The following is a 17,673-nucleotide window of genomic DNA, read 5'->3' on the forward strand; positions in this document are numbered from 1 at the left end:
TTCAAAAATATGAAATTTCACTAATCTATTCGACGAATAATTCCATTAAATCCAATTACCGAATCAGGCAAGCTTTTAATGCTAATTTCTTCATTACTCGATGGCATAAACGACCGCTGGCTAAACTTTAAAGGCATTTTAACCGGTATTTCTATAATAGTATATGCTTTTTTTGCCAATTCGCTATGTCCTAGAAGTGGTCGAGGTCCATCCCCAATACAGCCCAAATTAAGTAATTGTACCCCGTTTTTTTTGGCAGGATAATAAGCATGCTGATGTCCGCTGATGTACATATCAATACCATTGGTTTTGAAAAAAGCCAATGCACTATCGGGGTTCGAGTTCACTTCACCGGGCTTATTTTTTGCAGCAACAATGGCGTACAAAGGTAAGTGCCCTACTAAAATTCGCATCCTTGCGTTCTTTGCTACGGGGAGTTCAGTTTGTGCTTTCATCCACGTATAGAGCTCTGGTTTTATTTTAGCCCCCGAAGCATCCCAACTTATAAAAAAAACATTGTTTTTTAGGTAACTAAAATAAAATGGGTAATGTTCGAAATCTACAAATTTTAATCGGGTAGCAGCTTGCTCATCCTTCCAAAACTGACCTGCAACTGCTCTATCCTTTAAAAAACTTGGCGAAGCATCGTGATTCCCTAATGTAAACCCGAACGGAACCTTGGCTTTTTTAATGGGGTCAAGAACTACCGATTTAAAACTTCGCCACATCTCCTTTAAATTTTGTTCGGTTAAAGACGACTTTTGTCCCGCTACCATATCGCCCCCACACAAAATAAGATCAGGTTTTATTTTTCCAATTTCTTTAATTACAGCTGGTACATCTTCACTATAGGTTAAGGAGCCGTAGCCTGCATTTAAATCGCTAATCAAAACTATTTTTAGGGGGCTATCTTTTGTTTCTGTTTGCCATGGCGGGGGAGCAGTAGATTTGAACGAAGTGGTGATAAACGCACTTAAAATCAATAAAATTATGTCTTTTACCTTCATTTTAATTTACGATCATCTTTTTAAAACCTGTACTTAGCGTATCGGCCAACTCTCCGTTTTGCTTGATATAGATCATATATACTTCCATATCTTTCCGTTTAGCCACAAATGCTAAAGCTTCCTTTACGCTCATGGCCATAAAGGCATTATCGTAACCATCTGCTGTTATGGCATCCTTCGCAAAAACAGTAACGCTAATCATTTCATTTTTTAATGGATAGCCGGTCTTTGGATCTATTAGATGTGAAATACGTTGTTTGCCATTCAACACATATTTCTGGTAATTCCCAGATGTGGTGATTGCGCCTTTTTTAAATTGAAGAATATGTTTAATATTTTGTACTGATAACTCCTTATTGGTTGGCCCTTCAATACCAATTTTAAACAATTTTCCATCGTTTTTGATTCCATTAATGCGTAACTCGCCGCCTACTTCTACCATGTAATTATTAATTTTATGCAATTGCAAATACCTTGCTAGTACATCAACACTATAGCCTTGCGCAATGCCGTTAAAGTCGACCTGAACACATGGATTTTCCTTGTCTATCCTTAGATGATGTGCGCTAAGCTTTTCCATACCCACACAATTCAATATATCTTTGAGGGTTGCATCATTAGGGAAGTTCTTCTCCTTTGTTGGCCCAAAACCCCATGCCTGAACCAAAGGTGCCACCGTTACATCAAATTTACCTTGAGTATCTTTAAAAATGGCATTTGCTCGTTTATATACCTTCATAAAATGAAAATCTACAACCGTTCCGGCTGTAGATTTATTAAATGTAGTAATCAACGAATTTGACTTATACAATGACATCGATTGATCGATTACGGCTAGGATGCTATCGACACTGGTTTTTTTCACAAACTCATCCTTAGCATAATACGTAATCGAATAGCTCGTACCCTGGGCATAGCCCTTAATTTTAAACTCCTGCAATTCATCACCATTGGATAATAAAGCACCTATAAAAACTAAGGCTAAAAAGATACTGTTCATTTGTCAATAGTTTCTTTGTCAGTAGTTCATTAGTCATTGATTTATTCGCTAGTCGATGAGCTTAATGAACAGGTGAACCACTGAACTCTTCTAAATTACCTTAATTTTCCCTGGCCTTGCCACTGGATAAAACCCATTTGCATCAGGCAATAGTTTTGGATTCGCATCCCAACTTAAAACATCAGGGAACAAACTATTTTCAGCCTTTAAGGCTTCATCCCATTTAATTATCTCGCCCGAATAGGTGGCATAGCGACCAATTATTGCTGTAAAGGTGCTTTTAGCAACCCGTTCTGCGTCCCAGAATTTATATTCGCGCTTAGAAATGGCCTCAAAGAGTTCGTCGTGTTCAGTTTGATAAGGATTTGCATTTCCTTTAGTATCGTGATTATAAAGCTCATTCCCTTTATGATCCCATAATTTACCACTGTTATTAGCAGATAAGTAAACCTTTCCCTTTGTGCCTTGGAAACTCTCATCTACCCGATTGCTTATGCCTTCGAAGTGCCTACATTGGCTGTAAATAACCGAGCCATCGGCATATTTTAATTCTACGGCATGGTTATCATAAATCTCGCCGTAATCTTTTCCTGTTCTCCAAGCACGGCTACCTGTGCCTTGTACTGAAACTGGATACGCATTTTTAACCCAATTGGCGATATCAATGTTGTGTACATGTTGCTCTACAATATGATCGCCACATAACCAGTTAAAATAATACCAATTGCGCATTTGGTAATTCATTTCGGTTTGATTAGCCGTTCTTGGTTTTACCCAAACACCCCCACTATTCCAGTAAACTTGTCCCGAAACAATATCGCCTACTGCACCGTCTTGAATTCTTTTTAAGGTTTCTCTATAATTAGTTTGGTACCTGCGTTGTAAACCAACAACTACATTTAATTTCTTTTGCTTGGCAAGTTCTGCCGCAGCTAATACTCTACGAATACCAGGCGAATCTACAGCAACTGGTTTTTCCATAAAAATATGTTTTCCCTGTTTTACGGCTTCTTCGAAATGCATTGGACGAAAACCTGGAGGCGTTACCAAAAGTACGACATCAGCAAGGGCAATAGCTTGTTTATAAGCATCAAAACCTATAAACTGGCGTTCCTTCGGAACATCGACCTTCTCCTTAAATTTATCGACCAACAGCTTATAACTATTGTCTAACCGATCTTGGAAAGCATCGGCCATTGCTACTAATTTTAAATTAAATTTTGTACTTAAGGCCTGAAAAGCCGCTCCTGTACCTCTATCTCCACAACCAATTAAGGCTATTTTAATGGTATCGTCTACAGAAGAGTGACCGGCTGCCCACGAAGACCCACTTACCATTACCCCACCTGCAACCAGCGCCGAGGCCTTTAAAAATTCTCTACGCTCATTTAGCGTATCTTTGATATGTCCCATGTTTTTATTTAGTTTATATTGGTTCGCTTTAATAATCTTTAATTGGCGCTTTGTTATAATAGGCCTCAATATCTTCTTTTTTTGGCACATTTAGCGGACGTACGAGTCGTATTCCAATAAATGGCGCCTCCGGAAACCACCAATTGCTTTTTGGAATTTGCGGATCGATCTGTTTCCAAGATGGATCAGAGGCTTCTCTTGCTGATGAACGAAGGTCTTTAGCCACATCATCATAGGCTCCACCACGCACCACTAAGGGGTATAATTTATCGGGGTTCGCTACTGGATTTTTTATTTCCTTTGTACCACCCGCCGCATAAAAGTTAGGGAGATATTGATCAAAGGTCCATTCGGCAACATTCCCATGCATATCGTGTAAGCCCCACGCATTCGGTTTTTTCTCGCCTACCGGATGTGTTTTCTTGTCGCTGTTTTCGATAAACCAAGCATACTCTTTCAAATCCTTCTTGTCGTTTCCAAAAGAATAATCACCCGTACTGCCTGCTCTACATGCATATTCCCATTCGGCTTCAGTAGGTAATCTATAAAAAACACCAGTCCTCGTGTAAAGCCATTTACAAAATTGGATAGCATTATATTGAGTCATCGCTAATGCTGGATAATTTTGCTTGCCCATCCCGAACGTCATATCAAGGTAGGGTTTTGTTGGTCTTGTAACAGCATCAATTGCAGGTGATATCGGTTTTGAACTCTGCGAAACTTCGTAATCTTTATACAAAAAAAGCTCAAATACATCCCAAGTTACCTCCGTCTTGCTCATCCAAAAAGGTTCGACAGCAACTTTATGTGCGGGTTGCTCATCTTGGTTCCCGGTTTTGCTACCCATTATAAAACTTCCACCAGGTATCGCTTTCATCTCATAGGAAAGCGGCGTACCATCTATTTTTTGCACATAGGCATTAAATTTGTCTTGCGCTATTGATGTTAATCCCAAAAGCATTAAACAGCATGCCGTTAACAGTGTTTTTTGGTTCATGAACTAAAAATAGGAAAAAATATACATCCTAACGAACGCATACAAAATTCGGTAGAATTAGGGTAATATTTGTTGAATTAGCGTGGAAAATCGTCTTTCTTTCGGTTATCTTTGGCGTTCTGAATGGCTATATTTTTAATTATTTCAGTTTGATCTTGACGTATCATTCTGAGTTTCGCATACATAAATATGTTATAGAGAAATGAGAATACCATGAATAGGTAAATAATTAAATCAGCTCCCCTCCCTACACCCACATATTCAGCTAACTCATTAGATAGTGAAGGAAACAGAATGAACAACACTCCTAAAAAAGAGATAATGATCATTACAAGCCTAGACATCGCATGTCTTCTAAACCTTGGCAGCATTAATACAATAAGCAGCAGGAGCGGAATGAGGAGTATAACTTTAATATTCATATGTAGCTAACTTTGTTTTCAATTGTTGGTACTTTTCGGTACATGCTATTTCATTTTAGAAAATATTTTTTAATAAAATATCGATTAGAATGTTAAACGAGTTCATAGAACTTTGTCCTTTGGTTTTCGAATAATCCGTATATACAACGTTTACGGGAATTTCATCGTATCTTAAGTTATTTTGTTTAATCTGAGAAAGAATTTCACTTGCATGTGCCATTCTATTTTCTTTGAGCTTTATACTGGCAATGGCAGCTGCATTCATTGCTCTAAAGCCATTGTGAGCATCTGTAAGCCATAATCCAGTAAAAATTCCGTTAACAAGTATGGCCACCTTTAAAACAAGCTTTCTAAATTTAGGTATTTGTGCAACATCTTCCTTTCGTTTAAAACGTGTCCCTAATGTAATATCAACCTTTCCTTCTAAAATTGGAGTTAATAGAGAGGGTATTTCTTCATAGTTATGTTGCCCATCAGCATCGAAAGTAATTGCATATTTTGCATTTTTTGCCAAACTATATGTTATTCCAGTTTGTAATGCAGCACCTTGCCCCAAATTAATAAAATGTTTTAGGTATATGATTGGTAAATCTTTAAGAATTTCTTCCGTGTTATCTATTGAACAATCATCAATAACCACCACTGTGTATCCCATTTTAATCAAAGGCTCAATGGTGCTTACGATTACTTTACCTTCATTGTAAGTAGGTATTAAAATGAAAACTTCTTTCTTATTTATGTCTTTATTCATCAAGTATGCTACGTTAACATCCCTTTACTCATCCCCAATTTTTGATGGGTAAATTTACAATTTAGATTTTTTATTTATTAGCTATATTCGTGAAATTTAAGGATATGCTGTTAATTACATTTTGGATACTGATCTATTGCATTGCAAATACATTATCGATCGTACTTATTGGAGATCGGTCGTTGATTTCTGGAAATTTATTAGATATAGATAACATTTTACGCCTAATTTTTAACTGGAAGTTTATTTTAGCCATGATTTTCGCGGTAATTTGTAGAATAAGCTTCATTATGTTGAATAATGCCCTCTTAAAAATACCTAAATTAGCGAATACATCAACCACCATAACCACATTTGCCACGCTGCTATCCTTGGTATTCGTAGTATTTGCCAATTATTTCTTTTTAAATGAAAAACTAAATTTAAATCAAGTAATTGGTGCTTTTATTGTGCTGGCTGGGCTAGCCATTATGGTTAAATAACTACAGTTTTTCGCGTAGTGCCCACTCCAAATTTCCTTTTGCAAATTTATGGTTAGGATCTATGGCTAATGCTTTCTTACTCGCTTCAATTCCTTTTTTCCAATTTTTTAGTTGGTTATAAGAAGCTGCCATGTTACTATAGGCATCTGCATAATCTGGTTTCAGTGCAATTGCTTCTTCGCAGTAAAGAATACATTTTTCGAAGTCGCCAGTATTATAATAAGCTAAACTTAAATTTAAGTAATCGACCGCAGTAAGTTTTCGGCTAATTGATGGCGAAATTTGGCTGGTATTGTTTTTAGTTTTTGCGGCATTTAAATAATTTTGCGCCAGCTCGTTGCTAGGCAAAATTGCAAGCGCCATAACAGCCGTCCGTTCCAGATCTACCCATAAACCTAAATATTGGTAAACCTCCATTAATAGATTTAAGGTTACCATAGATTGTGGATTACAAAGAAGTGCTCTTTCGCCCATCTTTTTAGCTTCTTCATATCGCTTTCTTTGCACCAAAAATCGAGCATAATACACATACGAATCGCTTAAACCAGAACCATAATACATCCCTTTTATGAAATTCGTTTCGGCTTCTTTATACTTACCTAATGCAGCCTGTGCTATACCCATGTTGGTATATACTCGACTATAAGTGGGGGTTAATTTTTGTGCTTCCTTAAAATAATAAAGTGCCTTAGCAAAAAGCCCCTGATTAGAAAGGGATAGTCCATAATTCATTAAACCCCGTCCATTTAAAGGACTTTTGATGGTTACATCATGCCAAAGCGATTCATCACTGAACCAAACTTTATTCCTTTCGCTAACCCCATAGGCATTTAATGTTAAAATAACTAAAATGGTTGTTATAATTAGCATTTGATTTACTTTACTTGTGATAATGCTCTTCTCTTTTCTTATCAAAAAAAGAGAAATGCAACCCACTACACTAAAAGCCAAGCCAACGAAGGCGAAATACATTCTATGATCGTTTGTTACTTCTGCAAAAGGCATCAAAGATGTAGGCAGCAATGCGGCAACAAACCAAATAAGACCAAATGAAATGGGCCTAGTTTCAGCCTTTTTTGAAGTCTTAAAAATGGCAAAAAATAAGACACCAACAAATAACAAACCGATAAGAATCCGCTTGTCCACTACCGATAAAATAACTGTCCAATCGGTGTCGGCACTTAAATGAATAGGTAAAAAGAAGGATACAAAATAATGGAGCCAAACAAAACTCTGTGTAAGCAAATAGTAGCCAAATGGATGAGGAATATTGTTAGCTGATGTAATTTGAGAAGATGCTATCGTATAATATTGAACTGCCCCTACGATAACGATAAGGGGTAGCAAGGTAACAATTGTATTTAAGACAAGCTTAGCGTTCTTGATCTTGAACATATCAATAATTGCCAGTTTATGCTCAAATAAATGGATGTAAAAAAACAAAAGAATTACAAGTACTACGGCTGTTTCCTTTGTTAATGCTGCAATAACGGCAGGAATGATATATATGTGCCATTTTCTTTTCGACGGAAATAATACATAAGTTCCGAAAGATGCGGTTATAAAGAAAGTAGAAATAATGTCAGACCGTGAAATGATATAGTTCAACGTTTCAGCATTTGCGGTATGTAATGCAAACCATGCTACAGCGAACAGTGAAAAATAAACTGTCCATGAGTGGTCGAAAGACTTTTTAAACAATCTAACAAAAATAAAATAACAGGTAATGCATAGTAAAATATGCCATACAAATCCCGATAAATGAAAGAAGAACGGCGTTAGTCCGTTTCCCAACCAATAATCTATAGCCAAACTGGTGGTTACAATGGGTCTCAAGCTTTGATTTTCTGGAGATGCGCTAAACATCCTTGGGTCTGTAAAAAATGAGGGGATATTCTTTAGATTTCGGATATATAAATTATCGACAATGGTATGAAGGTCGTCGAAATGAAAACCATTATTAAAGTGATTTGCATAGGCAACCAACAGTAAGACAAACAAGATACCGGCTAAAAAAAATATGTTTTTATGAGGTGAGGTCATTTTCTTTCATTTAATAACATAACGTCTCTAACAAGAGTTGGATTGTTTAGTTCAGACAAAGTTATTAAATATTTCTTTGGATGGATTTAAGAAATTCTGCTTTACCGGATGCTTAGACTAAAAAACTTTGGAAGCAAAAAGCCTTCCAGCAAACTGAAAGGCTTTTAAGTGGGAGCTGAGGGGTTCGAACCCCCGACCCCCTCGGTGTAAACGAGGTGCTCTGAACCAGCTGAGCTAAGCTCCCATTTTTGGTTTCCCTAAAGCAAAGTTTAATAAATATTCCTTCGTTTTGGGATTGCAAATATAGTGTCTTCTATTTGTTTTGCAAAAATAATTTTACTTTTTTTAGGAAAGCACTTCTTCCAGGATTTGATGCGACCTAATTTGCCCAAACGAAGCTGTATGTAACGTATAGTAAACCAATATTTTATCTAATAGAAACCTTCTTTTTACGGTTTGAATTTCGATTTCATTTAATTTTTCGAGCGGACAATAAAACAACTTATTTAAATAGTCTGCATCAATTCTATCAATAAAATAAGGATGGACAGGGGGTAAAGAAGCAAGTTCTCCCTCTTGTAAATCGAAATATAAATGATCGGCACGCGATTGAAAATGTGGAGCAAAGCCTAAAAACCGTGTAAGTTTTAATAAAAATGCGAGGTGAAAGTTCACATTTGGCTCATCCGTTTCATCAAACCAACTTATTGCACTATAAATAAAATCGAACAAATGCTGGTCTGTGTGCTGATGATGAACACTCTTATAAAGCACCTCATTTAAAAATTGTACAATCGTGTTTTTTATTACCTGATAAGGGATAGTTCGGAATACTGGCGATGGGCGTGCCTCAGAAACTCGTTGAATTTGTGTTGTCGCCTTATGGTACACAACCATTTCTAACAAATGAAGCGGTTGTAAGATATTCATCGGTATTTTTGCCTTGGGCTTTTTAACGCCATTAATGAGATACGATTGAATGCCAAATTTCTCGGTAAAAATCTTCACCACCACGCTACTTTCGCTATACAATGTAGTTTTTAAGACAATTCCTCTCGTTTTATGCAACATTTAAATAAACTTGGGCACAAATATACATAAACCAATAGCAGCAGCTACGAAAGCCGAAACTAAAACCGCAGCAGCCGCAAGATCCTTTATGGCACCAGCCTTAGGGTGTTGCTGAGGAGATACCCAATCTACAAGCAATTCGATCCCTGTATTTAGCAGTTCAACGATCATCACCAAACCAATAGCAAAAAAAACCCATAGCCATTCGTGGAGTGATAATTCTATATATACGCCTAAAGCGACTACCAAAATCGCTGCTGCACAATGGATTCTAAAATTTAATTGTGTCTTAAAAGCATAAACCAATCCGTTAAATGCATACCAGAAACTTCTTAAAAACTTATTCATCTGTTGCTAATTTACGGCAATTTTAGCAGAAACAATTTATATCGCTTTACTGTTAATTTAACATTAAATGAGAGTGTTTATTTTGTATTCAGCAGTTTTTATACTTTCTTTACCTTTTTAAAACGCAGTTGATATGTGGGCTAAACTCTCTAGAGCTATACTTCAAAATCGAATTCCTCTCCTTATTTTCTTCCTTATCGCAACCTTATTTATGGGTTGGAATGCCCGAAACCTAAAATTATCTTACGCTGGAAGCAAAATTTTACCCTTAACCGATTCAGTTTTCATTAAATATAATGCTTTTAAAAAACAATTCGGAGAAGATGGCAGTGTAATGGTTTTAGGGATTCAAAGTGAGGCCATTTACGAAAAAGACAAGTACACACAATGGGCTCAACTTGCTACAGAAATTCAAAATTTAAAGGGAATTAAAGGCGTTTTATCAATTGGGAAATTATTTGAACTTCAAAAAGATACACTTAACCAAAGATTTGTAGTTATTCCATTACCGGCTAAGCCTGTTCAAAATGATGCAGAAATGGACTCCCTAAAAAATAAAATTCAAGGGATGCCTTTTTATAGTGGACTTTTGTTTAACAAGGCGAGTAATGCCACACTAATGGCCATCACCTTCGATCCTATCGTTTTAAACTCTGTTGCGCGAAACCCAATCTTAAAAGAAATTGAAGCTAAGGCAAAGGCCTTCGAAAAAAGCACTAATATAGATGTTCATTTATCGGGCCTGCCTTTTATTAGAACGGCCACAAGTGCATTGGTATCGAAAGAATTTGTACTTTTCTTGGGGCTATCCATTTTGGTTTCAGCATTAATTTTACTGATTTTTTTCAGAAATTTTTATGCCGTTTTATTCCCTATTTTGGTAGTAATTATGGGTGTAGTTTGGAGCATTGGCACACTGGTTTTATTTGGATACGAGATTACGATATTAACCGGATTAATTCCACCCCTTATCGTAATTATTGGTATACCGAACAGTATTTTGTTGCTCAATAAATACCATAACGAACTTAAAAAGCATGGCGATAAGCAAAAAGCCTTAAGCATTACCATCGAAAGAATTGCCATTACTACTTTAATCGCAAATATAACTGCAGCTATTGGTTTTGGCGTATTATACTTTACAGGAAGCGAATTATTAATGCAATTTGGTAGCGTTGCTGCATTAAATGTGATGTTTACCTGGCTAATGTGTTTATGTTTAATTCCTATAATTTTTAGTTATTTACCGCTTCCAAAGGGTAAAGCAAACACGCCGCATGTTCCTAATTTCTTAGACCGCCTATTGGTTAAAACCGACCTACTGGTGCAGCAAAAAAGTATATTAATTTACGCAATAACCTTTATTATAGCCTGCATTTCGTTTATTGGGATTTATCGCATTAACATTAATGGATATGTAGTGGATGATTTGCCTAAAAGTTCAAAAATTTTAACTGATCTTAAGTTTTTTGAAAAGAATTTCGAAGGCATCTTACCGCTCGAAATCAGTGTAGATACCCGAAAGAAGAATGGCGTATTAAGTATCTCTACGCTTAATAAGATTGATAAAATGGAGAAGATGATTGCTTCTTACCCTGAATTTTCACGTTCTATTTCCCTGAATACTGGTTTGAAATATGCTTCCCAGGCTTTTTATAATGGGGATTCGGCATTTTACAGGCTTCCAACCAATATCGAAAAGAACTTTATCCTGGCATATGCGGCCAATTCTGGAAAAGGAAACGGCAATATGCTTACTAATTTTGTCGACAAGGACAAACAAACCGCCAGGGTAAGTTTTCAGATGGCAGATGTAGGCTCTAAACGACTAGATCAATTGTTGTTAGAATTAAAACCTCGGATAGATTCTATCCTATCGCCAAAAAGATTTACTGTAGAATTAACTGGTTCGAGCATTATTTTCTCTAAAGGAACAGATTATTTGCTAGAACATCTTTTCGAAAGCATTGGCTTAGCTATCGTTTTAATTTCGATACTTCGACTAGCGCAATTTAAGAGTTTAGGAATCATGTTCGTTTCTTTATTGCCGAATATTGTTCCGCTTATCATTACAGCGGGATTGATGGGTTTTTTTCATATTCCGCTTAAACCCTCTACGATTTTAATCTTCACGATTGCTTTCGGCTTAGCTTCCGATCAAACCATATATTTCTTAACCCGTTATCAGCAAGAATTAACGTTAACCAACTATTCGGTAAGCAAGGTGGTTTCAGACACAATTAGGGAAACTGGGGTTAGCATGACCCATATTGCCTTAATCTTGTTTTTTGGATTTGGCATTTTTACTGCATCTACTTTTGGTGGAACCGTAGTTTTAGGTTTATTGCTTTCTATAACGCTGATTGTGGCTTTAGCATTTAATTTAACCTTACTGCCGGCCCTAATGCTTTGGTTAGATAAGAAGAAAACCAGAAAATTGATTTCGGCAGAAGAGCTAGCTAAAAATGAAGCGTTAATTGATCATTAATTATATAGAGATTGGATCTTCCTCTGCCTCTTCCTTTCCGGCAGGTTTTAGTTCAACCTTCTCTCCCTCACTATCTACCTTTTTTGCAAACATAATGGGATAAAGAAACGTTAAGGCTCCTATAATTAATAAAGCACCCGATAACCCCAGTAAAAAATTACTTCCATCTACCTTGTTCCGACTCAAAATTTGAGCCGCTATGAGTGCCAAAATCCCTAGAATAATAACATACACAGCCTTTTGAAGTTTTAAGACTTTTAACATGACGCTGTTCTAATTTTTTTTAAGATTAATTATATAGCGTATAACAAAAATTAACACAATAAGTTTGAGGTACTTATCTCTAAAACAAATTCAAACAAAACTACCATAATTCATTCTAAAACCGTAACTTTGCATCCTTTAATTTTGAAGATACTTGATTGATGTATAGGGAATTTAAAACGTTAGAATTAGCTAAGATAGGAGAAGAGATACTTAAATTTTGGAAAGAGGAAATGATCTTTGAGAAAAGCATCAGCACTCGCTCAAAAGCCAAGCCTTTTACCTTTTACGAAGGTCCGCCTTCGGCAAATGGCATGCCTGGCATCCACCACGTAATGGCTCGCGCTATTAAAGATATTTTTTGCCGCTATAAAACCCTTAAAGGCTACCAGGTAAAACGAAAAGGGGGTTGGGATACGCATGGTTTACCAATCGAACTTGCTGTTGAGAAAAAATTAGGCATCACGAAAGACGATATCGGCAAGAAAATTTCTGTCGAAGAATACAATACTGCCTGTAAAGAAGAAGTGATGCGCTACACCGATGTGTGGAACGATCTTACTGAAAAAATGGGCTATTGGGTAGATTTACAAACACCTTATGTAACCTATCACAACGAATATATCGAAACCTTATGGTGGATTTTAAAATCGTTTTACGACAAGGGATTATTATATAAAGGGTATACCGTACAACCTTATTCGCCCGCTGCAGGAACTGGATTAAGTTCGCACGAATTAAATCAACCAGGCACCTATAAGGATGTGAGCGATACTACTATTGTTGCTCAGTTTAAGGCCATAAAAGAAACTTTACCTGCTTTTTTACAAGAATTTGGCGAGGTAGATTTTTTAGCGTGGACAACTACCCCGTGGACATTACCAAGTAATACTGCATTAACTGTTGGACCAAAAATTGAATATGCTTTGGTTAAAACTTTTAATCAATATACCTTCGAGCCTATTCAAGTTATTTTAGCTTGTGCACTAGTAAACAAACAGTTTACTGGTAAATATTTTTTAGCTCAAAATGACCAAGATTTCGAAAACTATAAAGCAGAAGATAAAAAAATACCTTATGCTTTATTATCCACTTTTATGGGTGCTGATTTAGCAGGTATAAAATATGAGCAGTTGTTACCCTATGCCTTACCTTATCAAAATGCGGAAAATGCATTCAGGGTTATTTTGGGCGATTTTGTAACTACGGAAGATGGCACAGGTATAGTTCATACCGCCCCTACTTTCGGAGCCGATGATGCCCGAGTGGCTAAACTTGCAGTACCAGAAATTCCGCCAATGCTTGTTTTAGACGAAAAAGGGAACGCCGTTCCGCTTGTCGACCTCCAAGGTAAATTTATCGCTTCATTAGGTGGAAATTATGGCGGTAAATATGTAAAAAACGAATATTATGAAGAAGGCGAAGCTCCCGAACGTTCTGTCGATGTAGAGCTAGCCATCCAATTAAAAGAAGAGAACAAAGCCTTTAAGGTAGAAAAATACGTTCACACCTACCCTCATTGTTGGCGTACCGATAAACCGGTTTTATATTATCCATTGGATAGCTGGTTTATCAAAACAACAGCGGTAAAAGAAAAAATGGTGGAGCTGAACAAAAGCATCAATTGGAAACCTGAAGCTACCGGAACGGGTCGCTTTGGCAACTGGTTAGAGAATTTGGTGGATTGGAACTTATCTCGCTCTCGCTATTGGGGAACACCTTTACCAATCTGGCGCACAGCTGATGGATTGGAAGAAAAATGTATTGGGTCGATTGCCGAATTAAATGCCGAAATACAGAAATCTATAACTGCTGGATTTATGCCGGAAGGATTCGAACTAAAAGACATGCACCGTCCGTATGTAGACGATGTAATTTTAGTGTCGGCCAAAGGCGAAAAAATGACTCGCGAATTAGATCTTATCGATGTTTGGTTTGATAGTGGCGCGATGCCCTATGCACAATGGCACTTCCCTTTTGAGAACAAAGAAGAGTTTGAAAATGCTTATCCGGCCGATTTTATTGCCGAAGGAGTTGATCAAACTCGGGGCTGGTTCTTTACTTTACATGCAATTGCGGTAATGTTAAGCGAAAGTAGCGATGAAATTAAAGCCATCAACAAACGGGTTAACAATGTTGGCGTTGCGTATAAAAATGTAGTTTCTAACGGTTTGGTGCTCGATAAAAATGGCAACAAAATGTCGAAACGTTTAGGCAATGCTGTTGATCCATTTACAACCATCGATACCTATAGTGCTGATGCTACACGCTGGTACATGATCAGTAATGCATCACCATGGGATAACCTTAAGTTTAACTTAGAAGGATTAGACGAAGTACGCCGTAAATTTTTTGGCACCCTGTATAATACCTATTCGTTCTTTGCCCTTTATGCCAATATCGATAAGTTCGAGATCGACATTAACCATCAAACTCCCATTGCACAACGTAGCGAATTAGACCGTTGGATTTTATCGCTATTGCAAACTCTAATTGCAGAAGTTGACGAAAGTTACAATACATACGAGCCTACAAAAGCGGCTAGAGCCATACAAACTTTTGTAGATGAACATTTGAGCAATTGGTATATCCGGTTATCGCGTCGTCGTTTTTGGAAAGGTGAGATGACAGAAGATAAAAAAGCTGCTTACGAAACCTTGTATACGTGTTTGACGAGCATTTCTCAATTAATGAGTCCTATAGCTCCTTTCTTTGCCGATTGGTTGTATAAAAATTTAAGTGAAACTTCAGAATCAGTGCACTTAACCATTTGGAACGAAGTTGATACGAGTTTAATCGACCAAACCTTAAACGAACGGATGGAATTGGCGCAAAACATCTCATCTATGGTGCTGTCGCTTCGTAAAAAGATGGGCATTAATGTTCGTCAGCCCCTAGCAAAAGTATTGATACCCGTTTTAGATGATTCTTTCCAAGCAAAAGTTGAGTTGGTTAAAGATTTAATCTTATCCGAAACGAATATTAAGGAGGTCGACTTCATTACCGATACTACTGGTTTTATCAAGAAAAAGGTTAAACCTAATTTTAAAGCATTAGGAGCTAAAGTGGGGAAAGACATGAAGGTAGTAGCTGAAGCTATTTCTTCGATGTCTCAAGAAGATCTTGCTACGTTTGAGCGTGATGGATCAATCTCAATACGCGATACTAGCTACTCGATACGGCTAAGTGATGTCGAAATCATTGCCGAAGATATTCCCGGCTGGCAAGTTACAAACATGGGCAATTTAACCGTGGCTTTAGACGTGAGTATTACTCCAGAACTTAAAAAAGAAGGATTATCGCGCGAATTAATTAATAGAATACAAAACTTAAGAAAAGAGTTAAATTTTGAAGTTACTGATCGCATTACTGTAAATTTACAGAAACATAATTTAATTGCAGATGCAGTGATGCAAAACAAAGCCTACATTTGCGCAGAAATTTTAGCGAATGATATTCTTTTTGAAGAAAATATAATTAATGGAAACCAAATCGTAATTGATGATGTTGAACTACAGATTTTAATTACCAAACAATAAAAAAAATGGAAAAAACGGAGAAAACCCGCTATTCAGATAGCGAATTACAAGAGTTTAAAGAGCTGATCCAAGGGAAACTTAAAAGTTCTAGGGAAGAATTTCTTTCCCTAACCTCATCGTTAAGCAGTCCGAATTCTCATGGTACAGAAGATACTTCTGGCGCATATAAAACCCTAGAAGATGGTTCGGCCACACTAGAAAAAGAACAAATTAATCAACTGGCTGCACGTCAGAAAAAATTTATCGACAACCTTGAAGCTGCATTGGTACGTATTGAAAACAAAACCTATGGCATTTGCAGAGAGACCGGAAAATTAATTCAAAAAGAACGTTTACGTGCGGTACCACATGCTACGTTAAGCATAGAAGCAAAACTTAAACAAGGTTAATGAAGGGCTATACTAAACCACTACTTTTAATATTTTTAGTTCTACTGGCAGATCAGGCTTTAAAAGTTTGGGTAAAAACCAATATGTTCATTGGTCAAGAATATAAAATTTTGGGCGAATGGTTCATTATTCATTTTACCGAAAATAACGGTATGGCCTTTGGATTAGAGTTCGGTGGCGAATTCGGAAAACTTGCCTTGTCGCTTTTCCGAGTGATCGCCGTAGCAGGAATTGGCTATGGTTTGCATTATTTAATTAAGCACAAATATCACCGAGGTTTAATTTTAAATGTTGCGCTTGTTTTTGCGGGTGCTCTAGGGAATATTATCGATTCGGTATTCTATGGTGTTATTTATAAATACGAAACTTTATTTCACGGTCGTGTGGTAGACATGTTGTATTTCCCTATTGTAGACAGTCATTTTCCAAAGTGGTTCCCAATTTGGGGAGGCGACGAATTGGTATTTTTCCGTCCGGTTTTTAACTTAGCAGACACTGCAATTTCTGTAGGTGTAATAGCGATCATGATTTTCCAAAAAACCTATTTTAAGGAAGAAATTAAAGACGAGGTTGGAATTAATAACGAATCTGTAGAAGATTAATAGCTATAAACAGCTATCCTAGTTAAGCCGCAGGAAAATTTACAATCCAACTGCGGCTTTTTTTATTTCCAATCGTCACAGCGAGGCAGGAGGCAATCTCCTACAACTCTTTATTTATAACTAAATTTATACTAAATTTGAGATAGACCAATATATTCTTTATGAAACCTATTTCCGTTCTTTTAGCCTTAAGCCTTTTCATTTCAAGTTTAACAGTAAATGCCCAGAAAAAAAAGCTGTTTGATGGCAAAAGTTTAGCTGGTTGGCATGCAGATGTGCCCGCAAAAGATAAAGACCCAAAAACTCCCGATGCTTTCATTATTAGAGATGGCAATTTGGTAAGCCTTGGCGAACCAAGAGGTCACTTAATTACCGATGCAGTTTACGAAAATTATCGTTTAGAGGCAACTTATCGCTTCGCAGGCAAACCTGGAAATTGTGGTATATTGGTGCACGCCTCTACCCCTCGAGCATTATATGGTATGTTCCCAAAATCGTTAGAAGTGCAGATGCAGCATTTAGATGCGGGCGATTTTTGGTGTATCGAAGAAGACATTACCGTTCCAGATATGGAAGCGCGCAGAGGTCCCAAAGAAACTTGGGGCGTAAATGGCAACAAAGCCAGGAGAATTAAAAATTTAACCGACGGTACCGAGAAACCACTAGGCGAGTGGAATACGATGACTATCGAATGCTTTAAAGATAGTGTTAAAGTTTGGGTAAATGGCATTTTGGTAAATGAAGGCACGAAGTGTACAGCTACAAAAGGTCAGATTGCCGTGCAAGCGGAAGGCTCGGAAGTAGAGTTTAAGAAACTGGAACTGAGGCCTATTAAAAAATTAAGTAAGTAAGTCTGT

General features: G+C 37.0%; 16 protein-coding genes and 1 tRNA gene. 6 read left to right on the plus strand and 11 right to left on the minus strand.

The window, feature by feature from the left end:
• Window positions 1–20: 20 nt before the first annotated feature.
• The 6 genes from WG904_RS09730 to WG904_RS09755 form a co-directional block, all read right to left on the minus strand.
• The gene (locus tag WG904_RS09730) at window positions 21–1,007 is read right to left on the minus strand and encodes a metallophosphoesterase family protein (RefSeq protein WP_339579112.1); all 987 of its coding nucleotides are present in this window, start codon (window positions 1,005–1,007) and stop codon (window positions 21–23) included.
• 1 nt (window position 1,008) lies between these two features.
• On the minus strand, window positions 1,009–2,007 hold the full coding sequence (locus WG904_RS09735; RefSeq protein WP_339579113.1) for an FAD:protein FMN transferase: 999 nt from the start codon (window positions 2,005–2,007) through the stop codon (window positions 1,009–1,011).
• A 90-nt stretch (window positions 2,008–2,097) separates the two neighbouring features.
• On the minus strand, window positions 2,098–3,420 hold the full coding sequence (locus WG904_RS09740) for a Gfo/Idh/MocA family protein (protein ID WP_339579114.1): 1,323 nt from the start codon (window positions 3,418–3,420) through the stop codon (window positions 2,098–2,100).
• Window positions 3,421–3,448: 28 nt separating this feature from the next.
• Window positions 3,449–4,417, minus strand: coding sequence for a formylglycine-generating enzyme family protein (locus WG904_RS09745; protein WP_339579115.1), 969 nt, complete (start codon window positions 4,415–4,417; stop codon window positions 3,449–3,451).
• 77 nt (window positions 4,418–4,494) lie between these two features.
• Window positions 4,495–4,839, minus strand: coding sequence for a DUF2304 family protein (locus tag WG904_RS09750; RefSeq protein WP_339579116.1), 345 nt, complete (start codon window positions 4,837–4,839; stop codon window positions 4,495–4,497).
• A 55-nt stretch (window positions 4,840–4,894) separates the two neighbouring features.
• Window positions 4,895–5,590, minus strand: coding sequence for a glycosyltransferase family 2 protein (locus tag WG904_RS09755; RefSeq protein WP_339579117.1), 696 nt, complete (start codon window positions 5,588–5,590; stop codon window positions 4,895–4,897).
• Between the two features lie 104 nt (window positions 5,591–5,694).
• Between WG904_RS09755 and WG904_RS09760 the strand changes: the two genes are divergently transcribed.
• Window positions 5,695–6,072: a hypothetical protein gene (locus WG904_RS09760; RefSeq protein WP_339579118.1), complete on the plus strand. Its 378-nt coding sequence runs from the start codon at window positions 5,695–5,697 to the stop codon at window positions 6,070–6,072.
• Here WG904_RS09760 and WG904_RS09765 read toward each other — a convergent pair whose 3' ends face one another.
• The 4 genes from WG904_RS09765 to WG904_RS09780 all read right to left on the minus strand — a co-directional run bounded on the left by WG904_RS09765 (window position 6,073) and on the right by WG904_RS09780 (window position 9,534).
• Complete coding sequence (locus tag WG904_RS09765) at window positions 6,073–8,115, minus strand: tetratricopeptide repeat protein (RefSeq protein WP_339579119.1); 2,043 nt, start codon at window positions 8,113–8,115, stop codon at window positions 6,073–6,075.
• A 169-nt stretch (window positions 8,116–8,284) separates the two neighbouring features.
• Window positions 8,285–8,359: transfer RNA gene (locus tag WG904_RS09770), tRNA-Val, on the minus strand.
• 101 nt (window positions 8,360–8,460) lie between these two features.
• The gene (gene recO / locus WG904_RS09775; protein ID WP_339579120.1) at window positions 8,461–9,186 is read right to left on the minus strand and encodes a DNA repair protein RecO; all 726 of its coding nucleotides are present in this window, start codon (window positions 9,184–9,186) and stop codon (window positions 8,461–8,463) included.
• Entirely contained in the window at window positions 9,187–9,534 is a 348-nt protein-coding gene (locus WG904_RS09780) for a diacylglycerol kinase family protein (RefSeq protein WP_339579121.1), read from the minus strand.
• A gap of 133 nt (window positions 9,535–9,667) precedes the next feature.
• Between WG904_RS09780 and WG904_RS09785 the strand changes: the two genes are divergently transcribed.
• The gene (locus tag WG904_RS09785) at window positions 9,668–12,022 is read left to right on the plus strand and encodes an efflux RND transporter permease subunit (protein ID WP_339579122.1); all 2,355 of its coding nucleotides are present in this window, start codon (window positions 9,668–9,670) and stop codon (window positions 12,020–12,022) included.
• Here the strand turns inward: WG904_RS09785 and WG904_RS09790 are convergent, their stop codons facing one another.
• Window positions 12,023–12,286 carry an isoleucyl-tRNA synthetase gene (locus WG904_RS09790; RefSeq protein ID WP_339579123.1) on the minus strand — a complete coding sequence of 88 codons (264 nt, stop codon included), beginning with the start codon at window positions 12,284–12,286 and terminating at the stop codon, window positions 12,023–12,025. It lies immediately after the preceding gene.
• Window positions 12,287–12,447: 161 nt separating this feature from the next.
• Between WG904_RS09790 and ileS the strand changes: the two genes are divergently transcribed.
• The 4 genes from ileS (at window position 12,448) to WG904_RS09810 (ending at window position 17,667) form a co-directional block, all read left to right on the plus strand.
• The gene (ileS, locus tag WG904_RS09795) at window positions 12,448–15,825 is read left to right on the plus strand and encodes an isoleucine--tRNA ligase (RefSeq protein WP_339579124.1); all 3,378 of its coding nucleotides are present in this window, start codon (window positions 12,448–12,450) and stop codon (window positions 15,823–15,825) included.
• A gap of 5 nt (window positions 15,826–15,830) precedes the next feature.
• A complete protein-coding gene (locus WG904_RS09800; protein WP_339579125.1) occupies window positions 15,831–16,214 on the plus strand; it encodes a TraR/DksA family transcriptional regulator in 384 nt (127 codons plus the stop codon).
• Entirely contained in the window at window positions 16,214–16,816 is a 603-nt protein-coding gene (locus tag WG904_RS09805) for a lipoprotein signal peptidase (protein ID WP_339579126.1), read from the plus strand. The genes WG904_RS09800 and WG904_RS09805 overlap by 1 nt, the downstream gene beginning before the upstream one ends.
• 161 nt (window positions 16,817–16,977) lie before the next feature.
• On the plus strand, window positions 16,978–17,667 hold the full coding sequence (locus tag WG904_RS09810; protein ID WP_339579127.1) for a 3-keto-disaccharide hydrolase: 690 nt from the start codon (window positions 16,978–16,980) through the stop codon (window positions 17,665–17,667).
• Window positions 17,668–17,673: the final 6 nt, after the last annotated feature.

Source organism: Pedobacter anseongensis, from assembly GCF_037482965.1.
In the GTDB taxonomy this organism is placed as follows: Bacteria; Bacteroidota; Bacteroidia; order Sphingobacteriales; family Sphingobacteriaceae; genus Pedobacter; species Pedobacter anseongensis.